Annotated in this window: 16 protein-coding genes and 1 tRNA gene; 7 read left to right on the forward strand and 10 right to left on the reverse strand. The window is 57.1% G+C overall.

The annotated features are described in order from the left end of the window. Positions 1-13 precede the first annotated feature (13 nt). Positions 14-1,303: an aromatic ring-hydroxylating dioxygenase subunit alpha gene (locus RSQ48_RS14020; protein ID WP_003802208.1), complete on the forward strand. Its 1,290-nt coding sequence runs from the start codon at positions 14-16 to the stop codon at positions 1,301-1,303. Positions 1,304-1,316: 13 nt separating this feature from the next. After that, positions 1,317-1,835 (forward strand): aromatic-ring-hydroxylating dioxygenase subunit beta, encoded by a 519-nt coding sequence (locus tag RSQ48_RS14025; protein WP_003802207.1) that lies wholly within the window; start codon positions 1,317-1,319, stop codon positions 1,833-1,835. A gap of 1,523 nt (positions 1,836-3,358) precedes the next feature. Here RSQ48_RS14025 and RSQ48_RS14030 read toward each other — a convergent pair. The 4 genes from RSQ48_RS14030 to RSQ48_RS14045 form a co-directional block, all read right to left on the reverse strand. Beyond that, entirely contained in the window at positions 3,359-3,961 is a 603-nt protein-coding gene (locus RSQ48_RS14030; protein ID WP_415302359.1) for an N-carbamoylsarcosine amidohydrolase, read from the reverse strand. A 7-nt stretch (positions 3,962-3,968) separates the two neighbouring features. Further along, entirely contained in the window at positions 3,969-5,021 is a 1,053-nt protein-coding gene (locus RSQ48_RS14035) for a 2,5-dihydroxypyridine 5,6-dioxygenase (RefSeq protein ID WP_240209613.1), read from the reverse strand. 81 nt (positions 5,022-5,102) lie between these two features. After that, on the reverse strand, positions 5,103-5,927 hold the full coding sequence (locus tag RSQ48_RS14040; RefSeq protein WP_131070868.1) for an alpha/beta fold hydrolase: 825 nt from the start codon (positions 5,925-5,927) through the stop codon (positions 5,103-5,105). Between the two features lie 2 nt (positions 5,928-5,929). Beyond that, on the reverse strand, positions 5,930-6,901 hold the full coding sequence (locus RSQ48_RS14045) for an amidohydrolase family protein (RefSeq protein WP_059318290.1): 972 nt from the start codon (positions 6,899-6,901) through the stop codon (positions 5,930-5,932). Positions 6,902-7,192: 291 nt separating this feature from the next. On the opposite strand from RSQ48_RS14045, the gene RSQ48_RS14050 reads away from it, so the two are divergent. Continuing rightward, positions 7,193-7,753: a MarR family winged helix-turn-helix transcriptional regulator gene (locus RSQ48_RS14050; protein WP_003805514.1), complete on the forward strand. Its 561-nt coding sequence runs from the start codon at positions 7,193-7,195 to the stop codon at positions 7,751-7,753. 508 nt (positions 7,754-8,261) lie between these two features. After that, positions 8,262-9,575: a short-chain fatty acid transporter gene (locus RSQ48_RS14055; RefSeq protein ID WP_003805516.1), complete on the forward strand. Its 1,314-nt coding sequence runs from the start codon at positions 8,262-8,264 to the stop codon at positions 9,573-9,575. Positions 9,576-9,821: 246 nt separating this feature from the next. On the opposite strand, the gene RSQ48_RS14060 is transcribed toward RSQ48_RS14055, so the two are convergent. The 6 genes from RSQ48_RS14060 to RSQ48_RS14085 all read right to left on the reverse strand — a co-directional run bounded on the left by RSQ48_RS14060 (position 9,822) and on the right by RSQ48_RS14085 (position 16,226). Next, a tRNA-Val gene (locus RSQ48_RS14060) sits at positions 9,822-9,896 on the reverse strand. Positions 9,897-9,988: 92 nt separating this feature from the next. Then, complete coding sequence (dnaQ, locus tag RSQ48_RS14065) at positions 9,989-10,714, reverse strand: DNA polymerase III subunit epsilon (RefSeq protein WP_415301908.1); 726 nt, start codon at positions 10,712-10,714, stop codon at positions 9,989-9,991. Between the two features lie 77 nt (positions 10,715-10,791). Continuing rightward, positions 10,792-13,869 (reverse strand): efflux RND transporter permease subunit, encoded by a 3,078-nt coding sequence (locus tag RSQ48_RS14070; protein WP_415301909.1) that lies wholly within the window; start codon positions 13,867-13,869, stop codon positions 10,792-10,794. A gap of 9 nt (positions 13,870-13,878) precedes the next feature. Further along, positions 13,879-14,925, reverse strand: coding sequence for an efflux RND transporter periplasmic adaptor subunit (locus tag RSQ48_RS14075; protein ID WP_415301910.1), 1,047 nt, complete (start codon positions 14,923-14,925; stop codon positions 13,879-13,881). Between the two features lie 99 nt (positions 14,926-15,024). Continuing rightward, complete coding sequence (rnhA, locus tag RSQ48_RS14080) at positions 15,025-15,468, reverse strand: ribonuclease HI (RefSeq protein WP_003805526.1); 444 nt, start codon at positions 15,466-15,468, stop codon at positions 15,025-15,027. Next, positions 15,465-16,226, reverse strand: a complete 762-nt coding sequence (locus RSQ48_RS14085; protein WP_003805527.1) for a class I SAM-dependent methyltransferase — start codon at positions 16,224-16,226, stop codon at positions 15,465-15,467. Before RSQ48_RS14085 ends, rnhA begins: the two co-directional genes overlap by 4 nt. A 23-nt stretch (positions 16,227-16,249) precedes the next feature. On the opposite strand from RSQ48_RS14085, the gene gloB reads away from it, so the two are divergent. Genes gloB through fabI form a run of 3 tightly spaced genes read left to right on the forward strand, consistent with a single transcriptional unit; the run spans position 16,250 to position 19,298 of the window. Further along, positions 16,250-17,059 carry a hydroxyacylglutathione hydrolase gene (gene gloB / locus RSQ48_RS14090; protein ID WP_059318344.1) on the forward strand — a complete coding sequence of 270 codons (810 nt, stop codon included), beginning with the start codon at positions 16,250-16,252 and terminating at the stop codon, positions 17,057-17,059. Positions 17,060-17,069: 10 nt separating this feature from the next. After that, complete coding sequence (locus tag RSQ48_RS14095; protein ID WP_039944112.1) at positions 17,070-18,479, forward strand: transglycosylase SLT domain-containing protein; 1,410 nt, start codon at positions 17,070-17,072, stop codon at positions 18,477-18,479. Between the two features lie 33 nt (positions 18,480-18,512). Further along, on the forward strand, positions 18,513-19,298 hold the full coding sequence (gene fabI, locus RSQ48_RS14100; RefSeq protein ID WP_003805533.1) for an enoyl-ACP reductase FabI: 786 nt from the start codon (positions 18,513-18,515) through the stop codon (positions 19,296-19,298).

Genomic DNA, 19,298 nt, shown 5'->3' on the forward strand with positions numbered 1-19,298 from the left:
AGAGGAGAACCCCATGTATCAGACGCAAACGGTGATAGGCCAGACGGTCGGGTCCAAAGACCGCCCTGTCGAGCAATGCACCTGGCCCGAGGATGTACTCAACACGATTCCCGATTGGGTCTACACCAGCAATGACATCTACAACCGCGAGATGGAGCGGATTTTCCACGGTGACACCTGGAATTTCGTGGCCCTGGAGGCCGAAATTCCCGATTCGGGTGACTACAAGCGCTCGTATGTGGGCGCCACACCCGTGGTGGTCGCTCGTGCCGAAGATGGCAGCATCAACGTTTTCGAAAATCGCTGTGCACACCGTGGCGCTGAGTTCTGTCGCCACAACCAGGGCAACACTAATGAGTTTGTGTGTCCCTACCACCAGTGGTCCTACAGCCTGAAGGGCGACCTGCAAGGCATTCCCTTCAAGCGCGGCGCCAATAAAGAAGGCGGCATGCCGCGCAGTTTCAAAAATTCCGAGCATGGCCTGAAAAAGCTGCATGTGACAACGCACAATGGGGTGATTTTTGCGTCCTACAGCGATAAGGTCGAGCCGATTACGGAGTACCTGACCCCTGAGATTCTGAAGGACTTTGAGGCCGTGTTTCCCGGCAAGAAACTCAAGATTCTGGGTTACTACCGCAACGAGCTGCCTTGCAACTGGAAGATGTACCACGAGAATCTGAAGGACCCCTACCACGCGACCTTGCTGCATTCGTTCCTGGTGGTCTTTGGCCTGCTCGTAGCGGGCAACAAATCGCAGATGTATGTGGACCCTGTGCATGGCCGTCATGGCTATATGGCTTCGGCCAAGTCCGAGGACAAGTACGCCGAGGTCAGCGAGGACAACAAGAAGGAAATGCGTTCCTTTGTGGACGATATGCGTCTGCGCGACGAACGTTTCCTGGACTACATCAAAGAGTTTGATTCGCCTTGGTCAGTAACCATGCAGACCATCTGGCCCAACCTGATTGTTCAGCGTGAAATGAACACCTTGGGCGTGCGTCAGATTGTCCCCAATGGCCCCAACAGCCTGATCATGCAATGGACCATGTTCGGCTATGAGGACGACACTGAGGAGATGACGCGACATCGTCTACGTCAGGGCAACCTGATGGGACCGGCCGGTTTCCTGGGCCTGGAAGACAACGAGGCCATGAAATTTGTGCAAGAAGGCGTACGTCGTTCCAGTAGCGAGGTGAACATCATCAAGCTGGATGAGAGCAAGCTGGGCACGTCCAATACGCTGATCTCGGAAGCGGCCATTCGCTCCATGTACCAGTACTACCGCCAAGTGATGGATCTGTAAGACGAGCTGACTTATGAAAATGGATTTTTCTTTCAAACCTGCCCAGGTGCCTCTTGAGCGTGCTGTGACCCTGAAGGCGGAAATCGAGCTGTTCAATGCCGAGTACTGTGCCACCTTGGATCGGGGCAATGTCGAAGACTGGCCAATGTTTTTTGTGCAGGATGCCTTGTACCGGGTGACCTCACGCGAGAACGCAGATCTGAATCTGCCCGTGGGTCTGGTTTATGCAGAAGGTCGCGACATGATGCACGATCGTGCCGTGGCGATTGCTCGCACGCAGATGTACGCCCCGCGCTACATGCTGCATCTGGTCACCGATGTACGAGTCATCAGCGAGGCTGACAATGGCGATCTGGAAGCCGAGGCCAATTTCATGCTGATGCAAACGCTGGTGGAAGGGCCTTCTACCGTGCATCTGGTGGGCAATTACTTCGATACGTTCACACGTGTGGACGGTCGTTTGATGCTCAAGGAGCGTCAGGTGATTTTTGATACGTCCATTCTGGCGAACGATCTGGTGTTCCCCGTCTAGACCTGGTGTCTGCCTGTATTTTTAAAACCGTTTTTTGTGTGCTGTTTCCGAGCCACTTGAGTCAGAGGGTTTTCTGATTCTTTTAAGCACTCTTCTTTGTTGAGGGGTGCTTTTTTTTGCTTATTTACTGGGCACAGGGCTTATGGCTGGCGCAGTGTCAGAGATATGAGTCTTTACGACGGGTAGCGCAGGCTTGGGAGGACTATCAGGCCTGGGGACATTCAGCTTAGTCAGGGTCGGGAATAAAAGGTCTCTGTGAAAACGCCATTCAGTCGGCCTGCTGGGGTATCCGGGCTGAGCACTTGCCGGTGCTGCACACCGGTGCCCTTGTCAGGAGATAGCTACGGGCGCATCCTGAACTCGCGGGGTGGTTCGTCCCCCGGACGGACCACAAACGCCCCGCTCAAACAGCAGGATGCTTGCACCCCTACGCTATCTCCTGCCCGCGGCAAGTACTCTGATCCGCCCTGACACCCCAGCAGACCGACTGAACGGCTCACGATGGCTTTTTATCTACCCATCTCTTACAGGCTCTTTGAACAAATAGGGCCCTTTACCTTGCTCTTCTGCGTTTCCTAAGCGCCTAGCGATCTGCTTCGCGTAATAAGCCATAGGCAGTAAGCAGATGAGCATAAAGAACATTAGCTCTCTCCCACACGCAACGATCACCTCTCCCTCAAACACTCCACTGTCACGATGAGTTTTACATTCCCTCCAAACACAAAGAAACCATCAAAAGCCCCGCAATTTAAATTGACAAGCTGCAAGCCTTTGGCCTTTGGTCTTTGCCAAAGCAAACCCCATCTCCCCTTCCGTTCTCCACCCATCCAATCTGAGTCCCTACCCTCCACTCCCCTCTGCCAGTGTCGTTTGGGCTTTAAACAATGTTGCTTGTTTTCTTGTGGGGCCCGTGTTCGGCTTGGCGGGCGAGTCAGGGCCCTTGCCGCGGGCAGAGTACCGGGGTGGGAGGCAAGGGTCGCGCTGTTTGAGGAGCACGCTTGCGGTTTGTCCGGGGGACAAACCGCGCTCCGAGTTCACGACCCGCCCGCCCCGGGACTCTGACAAGGGCACCCACGCGCAGCGTGGGCAAGGGACCCGCCAAGACAAGCCGAACACGGGCCCCACAAGAAAGCTCCCCCTCTCTGACACAAAGCCCAAACAGCAACGTCCAGAAGAACTCCTCTAGTGCTCCCAAAGCTCCACCACACCCTTCTTAAAAAGATTCACAAGACAGCCCTCCCGACAGACAATCTGTCGATATACCATCCCCTTACTCAAGTCCGGTGACAGCAAGCCCTGCAAACCCATAAGGCGACCAGAAATAAAAAAGCCCCCGAGAGCCATACGGCTCCCAGGGGCACAGGTCCGATAGCCCGCCCCCAAGCGGCAGACCATCGATACTCAATCACAAGACTATCGAGACAGACTTGTTAACGACGACTCATGTCCATCAAGCACGGACGCCCATCCAGGCCATGATGAACCATCTTGTTCTTCTCAAACATGCAAGAGCTTGAATCGCTTTAAAGACCTATCAATTTCATGGCCTCTTCACGCGTCGCCACCGTGGCGTACTTCTGACGCATATCGAACAGGTTGGCCTCATGCGGGCCAATTGCCCGATCACCCACGCAGTCCGACACCACCAGGGGGCGAAAACCCAGTTGCATTGCATCGACCACGCTGGAGCGCACGCAACCACTGGTCACCGCACCCGCCACCAGCAGTGTTTGCACGCCACGCTGGGTCAGCCACGCCGCCAGGGGCGTACCAAAAAACGCCGACGGCACGTTCTTGCGAACAATAAATTCACCCGGTGCAGGAGCCAGCTCCGGCACGATGTGGCTGTTGTGCGCATCTTCGGTCAGACCCAGCATGCCGGGGACTTTGATGCTGAAGATATTGTGATCAGCGCCATCGTCGGCATACACGATACGTGTGTGCGCCACCGGCCAGCCCTGCTCACGCGCCGTTGCCAGCAACTTCTGTGTGCTCGCGATCGCCTCAGGAATATTGCCGCCACCAAACACCGCCGGGTCAGCAAAACCATTCACCAGATCAATAATCAACAAGCCGTAGGGAGCTTGAGGCTCCAGCGTCGATCCAAACCCTTGTTGAGCGTACACCGCTCCTTCATTCGTACTCACCAACACCTCCATCCAGTACTTTGCCATCACGCACCACCGCCCGGCCATCCAGGCTGACCGTGCAATGGCGCAAAGGAATATCAATGTGGCAGGCCGTCGTGCGATTGCCGCCCGCCTCGTTGTTTGGGCCCAGAGAGAACAGGAAGTTGCCCTCGAACGCGCGGGCATCCATACCAATGGTGTTCTCGCGCGAGTACAGGCCCAGCGTAGACCAGTGACAACGCGGTTGCAGACCCCAGCCAATGTGGGAGATCGCGTAACCTTCGGGATCGTTGAAGGACTTCATATACTCGTCCAGCAGCTCGGCTTCGACCCCCCCTTCAATCTTGGTGGCGTAGCCGTTTTCCACGGTCAGAATGATCTGTTCGGTCGAGTACTTCTTCTGTGGCAACAGGATGTCGCCCTTGTCGATCACGATGGTGCCGTTGGTACCCCGCTCATTGGGCCAGGTCAGCACAAAGCCGCTGGGCCAGTGATCCCACCGACCCGGCTCGTCCACAAAACCGTATTCACGAATCGCCGGGAACTCACCGAGCGGGCAACGCAGATTGGTACCGGCAGGAGAGGTAATGCTCATCTCCTTGGCGGCCTTGATCAAGGCCGCTGCCGCGGTCACGCGTGCACGATCGGCTTCGGTGGGCACCGTGCGAACCAGAATTTCAGGTGGCTCCACGGCCAGCAAAATCTTGGTACCCGACTTCAGAATGTCGATCTGCTCGGGCGAGAACAACAGGGTCATCAGGTCCAGCACCAGATCACTGGCCTTCAAGGCGGCGATCGCCGCCTCATTACCCGTCAAGGGCGTGGTACCCAAGTACGCCAGCGAGTCACGGCTCAAGGCTTTTTCCGCGTTGACCGGCAACAAGTCCAGGCGATTGACAATCGCTCCCATGGACTGGGCGGCAATCTGCGCGCACTGCAGGGTCTGCGGGTGCGTGGTCGAGCTAGTCAGCAAAGTCACCGTTTGACCCGCCTCCAGCTTGGACAGGCGCAGCACTTCTTGCCAGGCCTCGATGAGTTGATAATCACTAACTGCCATCTTGTCTCTCCTTGTGAGAGGCTCCGGCACTGAGGCGGAACCTCTGCATCACAACGGGCCGCCCATGCGGCCCTTTCAACATCACACCAGGCGCTGGCCCAGGAAGTCACCAAAGGCTTCGTAAAAGCCTGCTTCGTTATCCCAAGGGATCATGTGGCCGGCATTGGGCACACGAACGTGCTGAACGCCCGGGGCCAACTGCTCAATCTCGGCTACATCTTCATCACGCACCACATCGCCACGCTCGGCCGTCATCAACAAGGCGGGCACCGTCAAGTGCGGGAAGTCCACGTGGATATCGTCGGTGTGGAAACCTTCAAAGCTGGCCAGAATCGCCGGCTCGTGGCAGGTGTGCAGCCACTGGGCACGCAATTGCAATTGTTCTTCCGTCCAGGTCGGGCAAAAGGCACGCATGTCTTCTGCGGTACACCCTTTGCGGGCCATCGCCATGGAATCCACGTACCAGGGCAGCTTGGCCGGGTAGGCACGACGACCAGGGCCGGAGACGGGCGGGTCCACCATCACCAGACGGTTCAAACCTTCGCTGTTCTTGTGCGCGGCACGCAAACCAATGCGGGCACCCATGGAATGACCGACCACGATGTAGTCTTTCAGGCCCAGGGCCTGGGCCAAGGCAATCAGGTCATCGGCCTGCGCATCCAGGCTGTAGTCCATGCCTTCGGCCGCTTCGCTCAAACCACGGCCACGCACGTCCTGAATATAGGTGTCAAAGTGCTGGCCAAACTGCTCGCCCACAAAACCCCAGGTCACCGCCGGGCTGGTAATGCCGGGAACAATGATGACCGCAGGACGCTGATCGCGCCCACCGACGGAGCCACCGTAACGCAGGTAATGCTGACGAATGCCATTGGCGTGAACATGGCCGCCATACAAAAATGTGCTCATCCTTAGCTCCGGTCCAGCTTGAACAGACGAGCCGCGTTGCCGTAACACACCAGCTCGCGGGTCTTGTCATCCATCGGCGCTGACTCGATGAAATCGGCAGCCAGCTCGGTGGATTCATATGGGTAGTCCACGGAGAACAACACGGCCTCGGCGCCCATTTCACCAATCGCGCCCATCAGGGTCGGGGCGGAACAGACACCAGAAGTGGTGATCAGAATATTGCTGCCGATGTACTCGGACGGCTTGCGCTTCAGGGTGACACCGTGTGGGTAGACCGCAAAACGGCTGTCGTAGCGCCAGCGCTGAAATGGCAGGCCTTCGCCCATATGCCCCAGCACCAGCTTCACTTCCGGGCAGCGGTCAAACACACCACCGAACAACATGCGCAATGCGTGGGTACCGGTCTCTACCCCCCACCCCCAGGTTGCGCCCATCAGCTCCGGGTGGCCGGAATAAGCGTGTGGCATTTCATAGGCATCAAAGGGATGCAGGTAGAAGGGCACATCCAGCTTCTGCACGGTTTCCCAAAACGCGTCATATTCGCGGCTGTCGTAATACACGCCATGGGTGTGACCGTTGACCAGGGCCCCTTTCAGACCCAAATCCTGCACGGCACGCGTCAACTCCTGCGCGGCGGCTGCCGGGTCCTGCATGGGCAAAGTGGCAAAACCACCCAGACGATCGGGGTGGTGTGCAATTTGCTGTGCCAGGAAATCATTATTCTGACGAGCGCGCGCGATTGCCACTGACACGTCTTTTTCCACCTGCACGCCAGGACCGGTCTGGGACAGCACGACATACTCGATGCCAGCGCGGTCCATCACTTCCAGACGCTGCGCGTCAAAGTCCTGCAAACGGGCCATCAGTTCGCGCGCGTCGGCACTGTCGATATGTTTGACAAAGGCCTTGGAATAATCCTCAAAGCCCACGGCGTTGAAGTGCTCCTCCAGTGCTATTTTTTTAATACGTTTCACCGTAAATATTCCCTAAATTATTGATTTACATAAGGTCAATCGTTTGACCCCCCAACAATATCTATCAGTATGCTGATTATTATTGTTTTCAGCAAGTCGGGAAATCACATATACTTTGGGGCGTGGACAGCGCCTGTAGAAATGACTACAAATCAGAAATCAGGGCTTTTGTTCACCTTAGCGTAGCCCTGCTTTCCTTGTAGACGCCGACCTTGCAGCCGTACCCTTTGCAGGTCGTCCCGCTTTCAGTGTGCTGCCTTTCTGGGCAACAGGCTGAAGGCCACTCAATCGATGACTGACTTATCCATGAAGAATCACGCCGAGCTAAAGCAAGAAGAACGACTGGAAGCCGACGAGGCCGAAATCCTGGGTCCAGTGGAAGAAGAAAATGCCGAGCTGTATCGACGCAAACTGTGGTCCCGGCCCGGTTTTCTGGTTCGCCGTCTTAACCAGATTCACTACGCCATGTTCTACGAGGAGTGCAAAAGCGACCTCACGCCTGTCCAGCACGGAGTCCTGTCGGTGTTGATGGGCTCCCCCTGGCTGGATCAGACCACGATTGGTTACGAGCTAGGCCTGGATCGCACTACCTCCGCCGATGTCATCCGCAGGCTGGAAGAAAAAGGCTTGCTGGGGCGACGCATCAACCCCGAGGACCGCCGTTCCCGCCAAACGTACATCACCGAAGCCGGTCTGGCGGCCATGAAGGAAATCAGTAGCGGCATGAACCGGGCACAAGAGCGGCTGCTGGACCCACTGACCGCCAAACAACGTCAGACGTTTATGACCATGCTGACGCGCGTGGTGGAGCACAACAATCAGTATGGTCGTGCTGCGCTGAAGAACATGTGAGAAGTTCGGGGGGCCCCAGGCCCCTCGCGCATACCAAACCGGTAATTCAACCGTGTGCGCTGGCAGTCGGAGACTGGCTCCAACTGCCGCCACGATCTCATGCACAACAAAAAAGCCTGCGGCAGCAAGAAGTCTGGGCGCTTGTCTCATCCCATTTCTCTATGGGTTGCGCCCGAGAGAAAGCCCAATGGCAACACCACACATTTCATGGCAAAAAAAACGGGCCCCAGGGGCCCGTAAACAGAACCCATCATCGAGCGATGAGTGACGGTTCTTTCGAAAACACCGTTATATAGTAAAGCACATAACGAAAGAGAACAAGGGCCCAGAACATGAGGGTGCAGGTTTTCCCGTCTTCACAATGAGCGACATCTCGCCAACAATACGGCCGTACTGAGCATTCTTATCGGAATGCTGTCAGCAAGATGCCCGACCAACAGGCATCCATACACTCTCAAAACATCTGGACCCGCGCAAATACTGGCGCAAGTCCACAGGAGCACACTCTATGTTTAAAGCCATGACGCGCGGTTCGGTCCGCCTGGTTGAACGCTATCTTCCCGATCCGTATATTTTCGTCATCCTGCTCACCTTGATTGCCGGCATTGCCGCCATGGCTTTCGAGCAACGCTCTCCGATGGAGATCATCCAGTACTGGGGCAACGGTTTTTGGGGACTGTTGACCTTTGCCATGCAAATGCTGCTGGTTTTGCTGACCGGACACATGCTGGCCAGCACACCCTTGGTGAAAAGCTGGTTGCGGGGACTTGCCTCTCTGGCCCGCTCTGCCGGCTCGGCCATTATTCTGGTCACCCTGGTTTCGCTGGCCGCCAGCTGGATCAACTGGGGTTTCGGCCTGGTCGTCGGCGCCTTGTTTGCCAAGGAGCTGGCGCGTCAGGTTCGCGTTGATTACCGTCTGCTGGTTGCCAGTGCGTACTCGGGTTTTCTGGTCTGGCACGGCGGCCTGGCCGGTTCCGTACCACTGACCATTGCCACCTCGGGACATTTCTCCGAAGACAAAATTGGCATTATCAGTACATCAGACACTATCTTTGCCTTCTTCAACCTGGCGATCGTGATCGCCTTGTTCATTCTGGTCCCGCTCGTCAATCGCCTGATGCTGCCCAGCGACAAGGAAAGCATTTATGTAGACCCAAGCCTGCTGGAAGATGCGCCCGATGATGTCAAACAAACCACGGACCGTCCCGCAGATCGACTGGAAAACAGTCGCCTGATCTCAATCGTGATTGGTGTGGCGGGCCTGGCGTACCTGTTTGATTACTACGTGCTGCGTGGGGCCACTCTGAACCTGAACGTGATCAATTTCACCTTTCTGATTCTGGCCATCCTGCTGCACGGTACCCCTCGACGTCTACTCAAAAGTCTGGACGAGGCCATCCGCGGCGGTGCCGGTATTGTGATCCAGTTCCCCTTTTACGCCGGCATCATGGCAATCATGATTGATTCCGGTCTGGCGGCCAGCTTGTCCGAATGGATGGTGTCCTTTGCAACCGCCACCACCCTGCCCTTCTGGACCTTCATGAGCGCCGGTCTGGTCAATATTTTTGTACCTTCGGGCGGTGGACAGTGGGCGGTACAAAGCCCGGTTGTAATTGCTGCCACCCAGGCCTTGGACGCCGATATGGCGCGTACTGCCATGGCCGTTGCCTGGGGCGATTCCTGGACTAACATGCTGCAACCCTTCTGGGCTCTGCCAGTGCTGGCAATTGCGGGCCTGAAAGCCAAAGACATCATGGGCTTTTGCCTGATTCAACTGATTGTCTCGGGCATCGTGATCTCGATCGGTCTGACCTGGCTGTAACGCCAAGCAGTCTGCCTTGATCTAACATCAAGGCCTGACTGAACAAAAAACGCCCAGTGATGCGTCACTGGGCGTTTTTGTTTTCAAGCACGGGCCAGTACTGCTCACCTCAACCATCGGCTGTCGGCAACCGACGACCTGAACTCAGCTCACCTCAGCGGACACAGGCCGGACAAGGACGCAGGCACGCCGCCGCAATAAGGGCAATGTTCGATAGCAAAGGGGGGAAATAAAGAAAAGCGAAGATGGTGGGCGGTACAAGGTTCGAACTTGTGACTTCCACCGTGTGAAGGTGGCACTCTACCACTGAGTTAACCGCCCGTAGCTTGCAAGAGCTGCAAACTGCGAAGAAAAAGACTATAGCATGGCCTTGCCTGATTAACAAGGTTTGGCCTGCTATTTTTCCTGAATAATTATTCGGTAACTGGCTGGAGCATCTCGCGCCACATGGGTGGCTTTTTGTTCTGCTTTTCCAGCAGGTCCATGTATTTTTCATGCTCGGCTTGATCGGCTGGCGAAGCGCGCAGCACTTTCAACACGCTGGGATCAAACTTGCCCAGGCTCAAATCGCTGCCCTGTCCTCCTTGCCTATCGGACTCGTCAAAGTCCATCAACAAGGCATCCTGACCCCGCGTCATGGCCAGCCAGACATCGGCCAGCAATTCCGAGTCCAGCAAAGCGCCGTGCAAGGTGCGGTGAGAGTTGGAAATACCGTAGCGCTCGCACAAGGCATCCAGGGAGTTACGCTTGCCGGGGTGCATTTCCCGGGCCACCAGCAAGGAGTCGGTGATGCTGGCGCAATACTCCGAGAAAGGCCCTTTACCGACTCGTTCCAGTTCGGCATCCAGAAAGCGCGTGTCGAACGAGGCATTATGAATAATGACCTCTGCATCCTGCACAAAATCCAGCACTTGGTCGACCACATCCTTGAAACGTGGATGCCCGGCCAAAAACTCGGTGGTCAAACCATGAATGGCCAGCGCTTCGGGATCGGAGTCCCGATCCGGGTTCAGATACAGGTGCAAATGGCGGCCAGTCAATTTGCGGTTGAACAGCTCCACCCCACCCACTTCAACGATACGGTGTCCTTCACGCGGCTCCAGACCGGTGGTTTCAGTATCCAGAATAATTTGACGCATTCACTTTTCCTACAATAGTCGATCACGGCACAAAGCCTTGGCTGGACAGACGCCCCGTAGCCGCCCCGACCCTCAGTTTAGAGAGAGGCCTGGGGCTTATCAATCAGCTCAAGCTGCTCGTCCTGCCCCGCTTTGCGCCCTGCTATCAGCGTATAGGCAACAGGCACCACAAACAGGGTTAACACGGTACCCAACGTCAAACCGCCGACCAGCACCCAGCCGATCTGCTGACGCGATTCAGCCCCCGCTCCGGTGGCATAGGCCAGGGGCAACACCCCCAGCACCATCGCGCCGGTCGTCATCAGGATGGGACGCAGCCGCATCTCGCAGGCCCGCACTACGGCATTGTACAAACTGGCTCCGGCCTCGCGCTGCTGGGTGGCAAATTCCACGATCAAAATGCCATGCTTGGTAATCAGGCCCACCAGAGTAATCAAGCCAATCTGACTATAAATGGACAAGGTTCCGCCCGAGAGCCACAGAGCCAGCAAAGCGCCTGTCATGGACAGAGGCACGGACAGCATGATGATGAGCGGATTGCGCCAGCTTTCGAACTGGGCAGCCAGCACCAGGTAAATGAAGGCCAGCGCCATCAGAAACACCAGATAGATACTGCCCGAGGAGTCCCGGAACTCACGCGATTGTCCGTCCAGATCGGTCTGTACGGTTTCGGGCAGCGTCTTGCGCGCCACCTCATTCATGTGTTCGAGCACCTCTCCCAAGGCATAGCCAGGAGCCACCGAGGCCTCCACAATCACGGCACGCAAACGATTGAAGTGGTTCAGCGATTGAGGGGACACGCTTTCGCGAACTTTCAGGAAATTGGATGCCTGAACCATGCCGCCGTCCTTGGTGCGAACATAAATATCCAGGATATTCTGCGGGCTGGAGCGAGCCTGTTTATCTACCTGCACGATCACATCGTACTGTTCACCATCACTCTTGTAACGGGTCACCTGACGCCCGCCCAGCATGGACTCCAGGGTGCGTCCCACGACCTCTACCGAAACGCCCGTATCGGCCAGCTTGTCGCGATCCACATCAATGCGGATTTCAGGCGTGTTCAGGCGTAAGTCCGTATCCACATTCAACAGTCCCGGATAATCCTTCAGCTCCGCCAGAAAGCCGTCCACAATTCGAGCCAGCTCCGGATAGGGAGCCTGACTCATGATGACAAACTCCACGGGTTTGGAAGTGGCCCGCTGCCCCAGGGAAGGCGGGTTGGTGGGAAAGGCCCGTGCGCCGGGGATGGCCGAGAAATGCGGCTGCAGTTCACGCGCGATCGACTGCTGAGTGCGCGAGCGCTCCTGCCAGGGTTTCAGACGCAAGATGGCAAACGAGTCTGTCACGGTGGGAAAACCAATAATGGACTGATAGCCCTCGGTTTCCGGGATGTCGCGATACAAGGCTTCGACTCGCTCCACATTGTGCAAGGTGTAGTCCAATGTAGCGCCTTCGGGCGAACTCACAATGCCGAAGATCACGCCACGATCCTCAACCGGGGCCAGTTCGCTTTTAATAACCGTAAACAGCAAGGCACTGCTGGCCGCTACGGCAACGCCGATCAGCAAAACCAGCCAGCGCCAGCGCAGGGCCCCGATCAAGGCCCGGCGGTAAGTTCGCGTGAGCCACACCAGAAAATTCTCGATCCCCTGACTGACACGGCCTACTTTTGCCCCCTGAGGGCGCAACATACGCGAGCACATCATGGGGGTCAGAGTCAGGGCCACAAAGCCCGATACCAGCACGGCAGCCGCCAGCGTCAGGGCAAACTCAATGAACAGCCGTCCCGTGCGTCCAGTGGCAAATGCCAGCGGCGCATACACCGCCACCAGGGTCAGCGTCATGGCAATCACGGCAAAAGCAATCTCACGCACACCTAAAAAAGCAGCCTGCATGGCAGTTTTGCCTTCTTCGATATGCCGATACACGTTTTCCAACACCACAATTGCATCGTCCACCACCAGACCAATGGCCAGTACCATCGCCAGCAAGGTCAGGGTATTGATGGAAAAACCCAGCATGTACATGATGGCAAACGCCCCGATCAAGGAGATCGGAATTGTCACGATGGGAATGAGGCTGGCGCGGAAACTGCGCAGAAAGAACACAATCACCAGCACCACCAGCAAGATGGCTTCGGCAATCGTGGTGTACACCGAATCAATGGATTCCTGAATAAAGATGGAGCTGTCGTAAGCCACGGTCAGCTTCATATTGCCCGGCAGACTTTCATTGATGCGCTCGACTTCCGCGCGCACCGACTTGGACAGATCCAGCGGGTTGGCCGTGGACTGCTTGGTCACACCAATATTCAAACTGTTTTGTCCATTGAAACGGGCCAGCACCCGCTCTTCGGCAGGTCCGATCCGCACCTCGGCAATATCGGAGATACGTACCGGGTAGCCGGCCGCCTGACTGATGATGATGTCGCGAAACTCCTCGGGCGTTTCCAGGTCGGTCGATGACACCACCGAAAATTCGCGCGCATCCGACTCGATGCGTCCTGCCGGGATCAGCACGTTCTGTTTGCGCAGCGCATCTTCCACGTCCTGTACCGTCAACTGATAGGCCGCCAGGCGGGTTCGGTCCAGATCGATACGCATGGCAGGCAGCCGCTCGCCAAACACCCGGACTTCGGCCGCACCGGGCAGAACGGACAAACGCGTCTTGATATACCGGTTGATGTAGTCCGAGGCCTCCAGCATGCTGTAGTTGCCCGTGTCGACCCCCACATAAATAATGGGAGTGGAGTCGGCCTCCACCTTGTTGATGATGGGCTCGTCCACTTCGTCAGGCAGAAAGCGTCGAGCGCGCGAGACCTTGTCGCGCACATCGGCCGCAGCCGCATCCGGGGCCCGGTCCAGATTGAACTTGATATTGATCAGGCTGCGCTCGGAGCGGCTACGCGAGGTCATCACATTGACGCCCTCAATCCCCGACAGTTGATCTTCCAGCGGCTTGGTCACCTGAGATTCAATTACCTCCGGCGACGCGCCCTTGTAATTGGTGATGACAGACACCACGGGCTCATCAATGGCAGGGTACTCGCGTACCGTCAGACGTTCATAAGCAATGAAACCGACCAGCACGATCACCAAGGACAGCACCGTGGCAAATACCGGACGGCGGATACATAAATCGGAAAGCACCATGATCCTGTCCTATTGCTGCGGCTGTGCTTGCACGTCAATCACTTCCTGAATGTCGACGGGCACACCATCACGCACCTTTTGCAGCCCCGCCACCAACACGCTGTCTCCCGCTTGCAGATTGCCCGTCACCTGTACCCAGCCTTGCTCTCGCACGCCCACCTGCACCTGACGACGCTCTGCCCGACCATCGTTGACCACGTAGACGTACTGGTCCTGACCAGCAGGCGCCAATGCCGTTTCCGGCACCATCAAGGCCTGATAACGCGACAGTTCCAGCCGGACCCGACTGAACAGGCCGGGGCGCAAGGCGCCGTCCTCGTTGGGTACCTGCGCCCGCAGCAGAATCGAACGGCCGGCGGCATCCACCACCGGGCTGACTGCCAGTACCGAGCCTTTGCGGGTCTGGCCTGGAAAAGCGTCAAAACCCAGTTCAACGGGCATGCCCGGTTTCACATCGGCCAGATATTGTTCGGGAATGCGAAAGTCCACGTTCAGACTGGAGATCGCCTCCAGTCGCACCAGATCGGTGCCCGGCCCCACGTAATCGCCCACAGACACGTTGCGCAAACCCGTGACTCCATCAAAAGGGGCACGGATACGGGTCTTGTCCAACTGTACCCGTGCCAGTTGCACTTCGGCCTGCTGCACGGCCAGGCGACTGCCTGACTCATCTTTGGCCTGCTGGCTGATAAAGCCTTGACGGCTCAGTTGGGCAGAGCGCTGATGCTGACTACTGGCCAGATTCAAATTGGCCTGAGCCTGATTCAGTTGTGCCTGCGCCATGGCTGGGTCCAGTTGAACCAGCAGTTGCCCCTTGCTGACGGGCTGGCCTTCCTCAAAACTGATGGCTGAAATGCGACCGCTAATCTCGGGGCGCAGCATGACCGATTCCCTGGCCACCAAGGTCCCTACCGCGGCTACATCACGAATCAATTCGCTTTGTCGCACAGGCAGCACTTCTACTCGCGTGGCTCCGGACTGCGCCCAGCCTGGCGTACTGCTCAGGAACAGCGCAAAAAACAAGAAAAAAATCGTGAGGCGCAGCGTGGAAATCATGGGCGGCTTATCCTGACCGGTCAGGCCGGCACAGCAGTCTGACAAAATATGACGAGTGGCTAATAGTACTATCTGCAGGCCGGGAATCTGCGCACGATCTTATAACTGCCTGGCGATTTCCACCCCTTCATTGGCCAGCTGATCTGCCCGTTCATTACCCGGATCGCCAGCGTGACCGCGCACCCACAGCCAGGTCAGCTCATGCTTGGCTGCCTGCTGTTCCAGCTCCTGCCACAAATCGGCATTTTTGACAGGCTTCTTATCTGCCGTGCGCCAGCCACGGGCCTTCCAGCCCGGCAACCATTCGTTCATGCCTTTTTGCACATACTGCGAATCCGTATGCACCCGCACCTGGCAAGGACGTTTCAGGGCTTTCAAGGCCTCGATCACGGCCATCAGTTCCATACGGTTATTGGTGGTATTGGCCTCGCCACCACAGATTGCTTTCTCGCGCCCACCGTGGCGCAGCAAAGCCCCCCAGCCACCCAAACCCGGGTTGCCCTTGCAGGCCCCGTCTGTCCAGATCTCAACAACATCACTCATGTCTTGCTTATTCCTTCATCGGCAGCGCGTCCGGCAACCACCATAGGCCGACGCACACGTCGACGATTTTTCTTCCATTTGGGGCCGACCAGGCGCAGGGCGGGTGTGCGCTTGACGGCACCCACCATGTAAACCGCCCCGGCAAAGCTCCACCAGCGTGCACCGCTGCGCTCCATCCAGCCCCAGCGATCCAGCCAGGCCTGCTGACGGCACAAGGGGGCATAACAACCCATCTGCGCGCTTTGCACATCAAAGGACAGGAGTTTCAACCAGTCGCGCAAGCGCCAAGGAAAGATGACATCGCCAGGCAGGGTGGGCGTACCCCGATCCAGACCCGGTATCCAGTCATGAACTCCCCAGAGGCTGACGGGATTGAAGCCTGTCAGGATAATGCGCCCCTCAGGCACCAGCACACGCTCGGCCTCGCGCAACACCTGATGTGGATCACTGGCGCTTTCCAGCGTATGGGGCAAAATCAGCAGATCGATGCTTTGCGTATCGAAAGGCAGATGTTCAGGTTGGGCATAAACCAGATTTTTCTGATCGGCAGGCAAGACGCCGGCCTGAGCGGTACACACCTTGAAACAGACCCGACTTTGCGCCAGGAGGTCCCAATGCGGCAATCCGATTTGTATGGCATGATACCCGAAGGTGTTGACCACCTCCGCATCAATCGCGGCTTGTTCCCAGGCCCGCACATATCGCCCCGGTACGGTTTCCAACCACTGGGCAAATTGATCATTCAAAGTCTGCTCCACTGGCGCTTTCCCCCTCTACCATGATGAATGCATTTACCTGGCCTGTGCCAAGCGATGTTCGCCTGATTCCACTTCCTGCTCTAAATGACAACTATATATGGGCTTTGGCTCGAGCCGGTCGCGCTCTGGTTGTGGACCCCGGCCAGGCCGCCCCGGTATTGGAATGGCTGGCGCGCGAATCCTTACAACTGGATGCCATTTTACTGACACACCACCATGGTGACCATGTTGGCGGTGTCAAGGATATCCTGGCAAAGCATCCTGCACGCGTATGGGGCCCGGCCCACGAGCGTCTGCCTGTCTGTGACGTGCGTGTGGGACAGTCCGACAAAGTCGATTTGCCCACCCTGGAACTGACGCTGGAGGTGCTGGATATCCCCGGTCACACTGCCGGACACGTTGCGTACTTTGGTCAAAATGAGGTAAAACAGCCCTTTGTTTTCTGTGGTGATACCTTGTTTGCCGCCGGTTGCGGACGTCTTTTTGAAGGCACCCCGGCTCAAATGATGGACTCCTTGGGCAAGTTGGCGACACTGCCTGCGGACACCCTGATCTGCTGTGCGCACGAATACACCTTATCCAATTTACGCTGGGCTTTGCAGGTAGAGCCAGACAGTCCCCACCTGCATGAACGTTGGGAACAGGATAAGCTCAAGCGTCAGCAGAACTTGCCCACGGTGCCCTCCACCCTGAAAACAGAATTGGCTACCAATCCGTTTCTGCGTTGCGAGACGACTGCTGTTATCAAGGCTGCCGAGCAGTACGCCGCCCGGCCTCTGAATAATCCTGTCGAGGTATTTGCCAGCCTGCGCGACTGGAAAAACAATTTCTGAAGATTCCGCAATGAACCTAATGAGACTTTTTGCGCTGCTATGCGCTTTCGTGCTGGCAGGTTGCGCCACAGGCCCCAAGGTCAGCCCCCAAAAAGCCGCCAAAACCTCCACCAGCATTGCCGCCGATACGTCTCGCACGATTGATCTGACCCACCCCCCAAAAGATGCCTGGGACCGTATGCGCCGAGGCTTTGCCATCCCCAATCTGCATACCGACCTGGTCGATTACTGGACCAATTATTACGCCTCCCACCCCGAGTCCATCCGCACCATGAGCCAGCGCGCCTCGCGCTACCTTTATCACATCATGGACGAACTCGATGCCCGGGGTCTGCCCTCGGAACTGGCGCTGCTGCCTTTTGTGGAAAGCGCCTATAACCCGGTCGCCTATTCGCGCTCTCATGCTTCGGGTCTGTGGCAGTTCATTCCCAGCACCGGCACGCAATACAAGCTGGAGCAAAACTGGTGGGTAGACCAGCGCCGCGACCCGGTCGAGTCCACCCGTGCTGCCCTGGATTATCTGTCGTATCTGTACGAGTTTCAGGGTGACTGGTATCTGGCACTGGCCTCCTACAACTGGGGCGAAGGGTCGGTACGACGCGCCATGGAACGCAACGAACAAGCCAACCTGGACGTTGATTACTTATCACTGAAAATGCCGGACGAAACGCGCAATTACGTCCCCAAGCTGCAGGCCATCAAAAATATTGTGGCCAACCCCGAGCGCTACGGCATCACCTTGCCTCCAGTGAGCAATACGCCCTATTTCACTGCGGTGCGCAAGAACAAGGACATTGACGTCGCCCTGGCGGCCGAACTGGCCGAGATTTCCGTGGACGAGTTCAAGGCATTGAATGCTGCCCACAATCGCCCCACCATTCCGGCCGAACGCGGCACCTTGCTGTTGCCCGCCAACAAAGTAGACATCTTCAAAGCCAATCTGGCAGCCTACCAAGGCAAGCTCAGCAACTGGAAAGCCTACCAGGCCAAACGCGGCGAAAGCTATTTGTCCATCGCCCAGCGACACGGCATTACCCTGTCGCAACTGCGTTCCATTAACGGCTTGAGCAGCAAACGCAGCAAAGCGGTCGCCCAGACACTGCTGGTCCCCAGCACGACCTTGGGTGAAGGCAGTCTGCAGTTGGCCTCCCTGACCAATACACCGGCCGCTCCTGTTGCCCAGAGTGCCCGCCAGGCGCGCGCGCAAACGGCCAGCGTCAACCGCAAGAGCGACACGGTTGTGTTGCGCCGCGGAGCCAATGTCCGTACCCACACAGTCCGCCAGGGCGATACACTCTACGCTTTGGCCAAACGGTACGACACCTCGGTGGCTGAACTGCGACGCCTGAACAATCTCAAAGGCAACTCTCTTTCCAGGGGCACACGTTTGCGTGTTCCCGGTTCCAATATTCGTGGCTAAGTCCACCCACTAATTACATAAAGGATTTTCAGCATGGGTTTCCTGCAAGGAAAACGCATCCTGGTCACAGGCGTTCTCTCGAACCGCTCCATTGCTTACGGGATTGCGCAAGCATGTCGCCAACAAGGTGCTGATATTGCCCTGACCTATGTGGGCGAGCGGTTTAAAGAACGCGTTGAAGGCTTCGCCCAGGAACTGGGCACGGATATCGTCTTGCCCTGTGACGTGTCTGAAGACGCGCAGATTGAACAAGCCATGGCCTCGCTGGGCGAGCGCTGGGACGGTCTGGACGGCCTGGTTCACTCCATCGGCTTTGCTCCTCGTGAAGCCATTGCCGGCAATTTTCTGGATGGTCTGTCGCGTGAGTCGTTCCGCGTGGCTCACGACATTTCCGCCTATAGCTTCCCGGCGCTGGCAAAAGCCGCCCTGCCCTTGCTCAAGGGTCGCAAGAGTTCGGTACTGACGCTGACCTATCTGGGCGCCGAGAAGGCCATCCCCAACTACAACACAATGGGCGTGGCCAAAGCCGCTTTGGAAGCGTCCGTGCGCTACCTGGCCGTCGCTCTGGGCGAGTACGGCATTCGTGCCAATGCCATCTCGGCCGGTCCCATCAAGACCCTGGCTGCCAGCGGCATCAAGGACTTCTCCACCATCCTGAAGTTCGTCGAAACCCACGCCCCCCTGCAGCGCAACGTTACCATCGAAGAAGTGGGCAATGTGGCCTCCTTCCTGATGTCCGAACTGGCCAGCGGCATCACGGGCGAAATCACGCACGTTGACGCCGGCTTTAACTGCATCGTTCCCGGCATGCAGGAGTAA

Source organism: Alcaligenes sp. SJTW-7, from assembly GCF_047716895.1.
GTDB classification, from domain to species: Bacteria; Pseudomonadota; Gammaproteobacteria; order Burkholderiales; family Burkholderiaceae_B; genus Alcaligenes; species Alcaligenes ammonioxydans.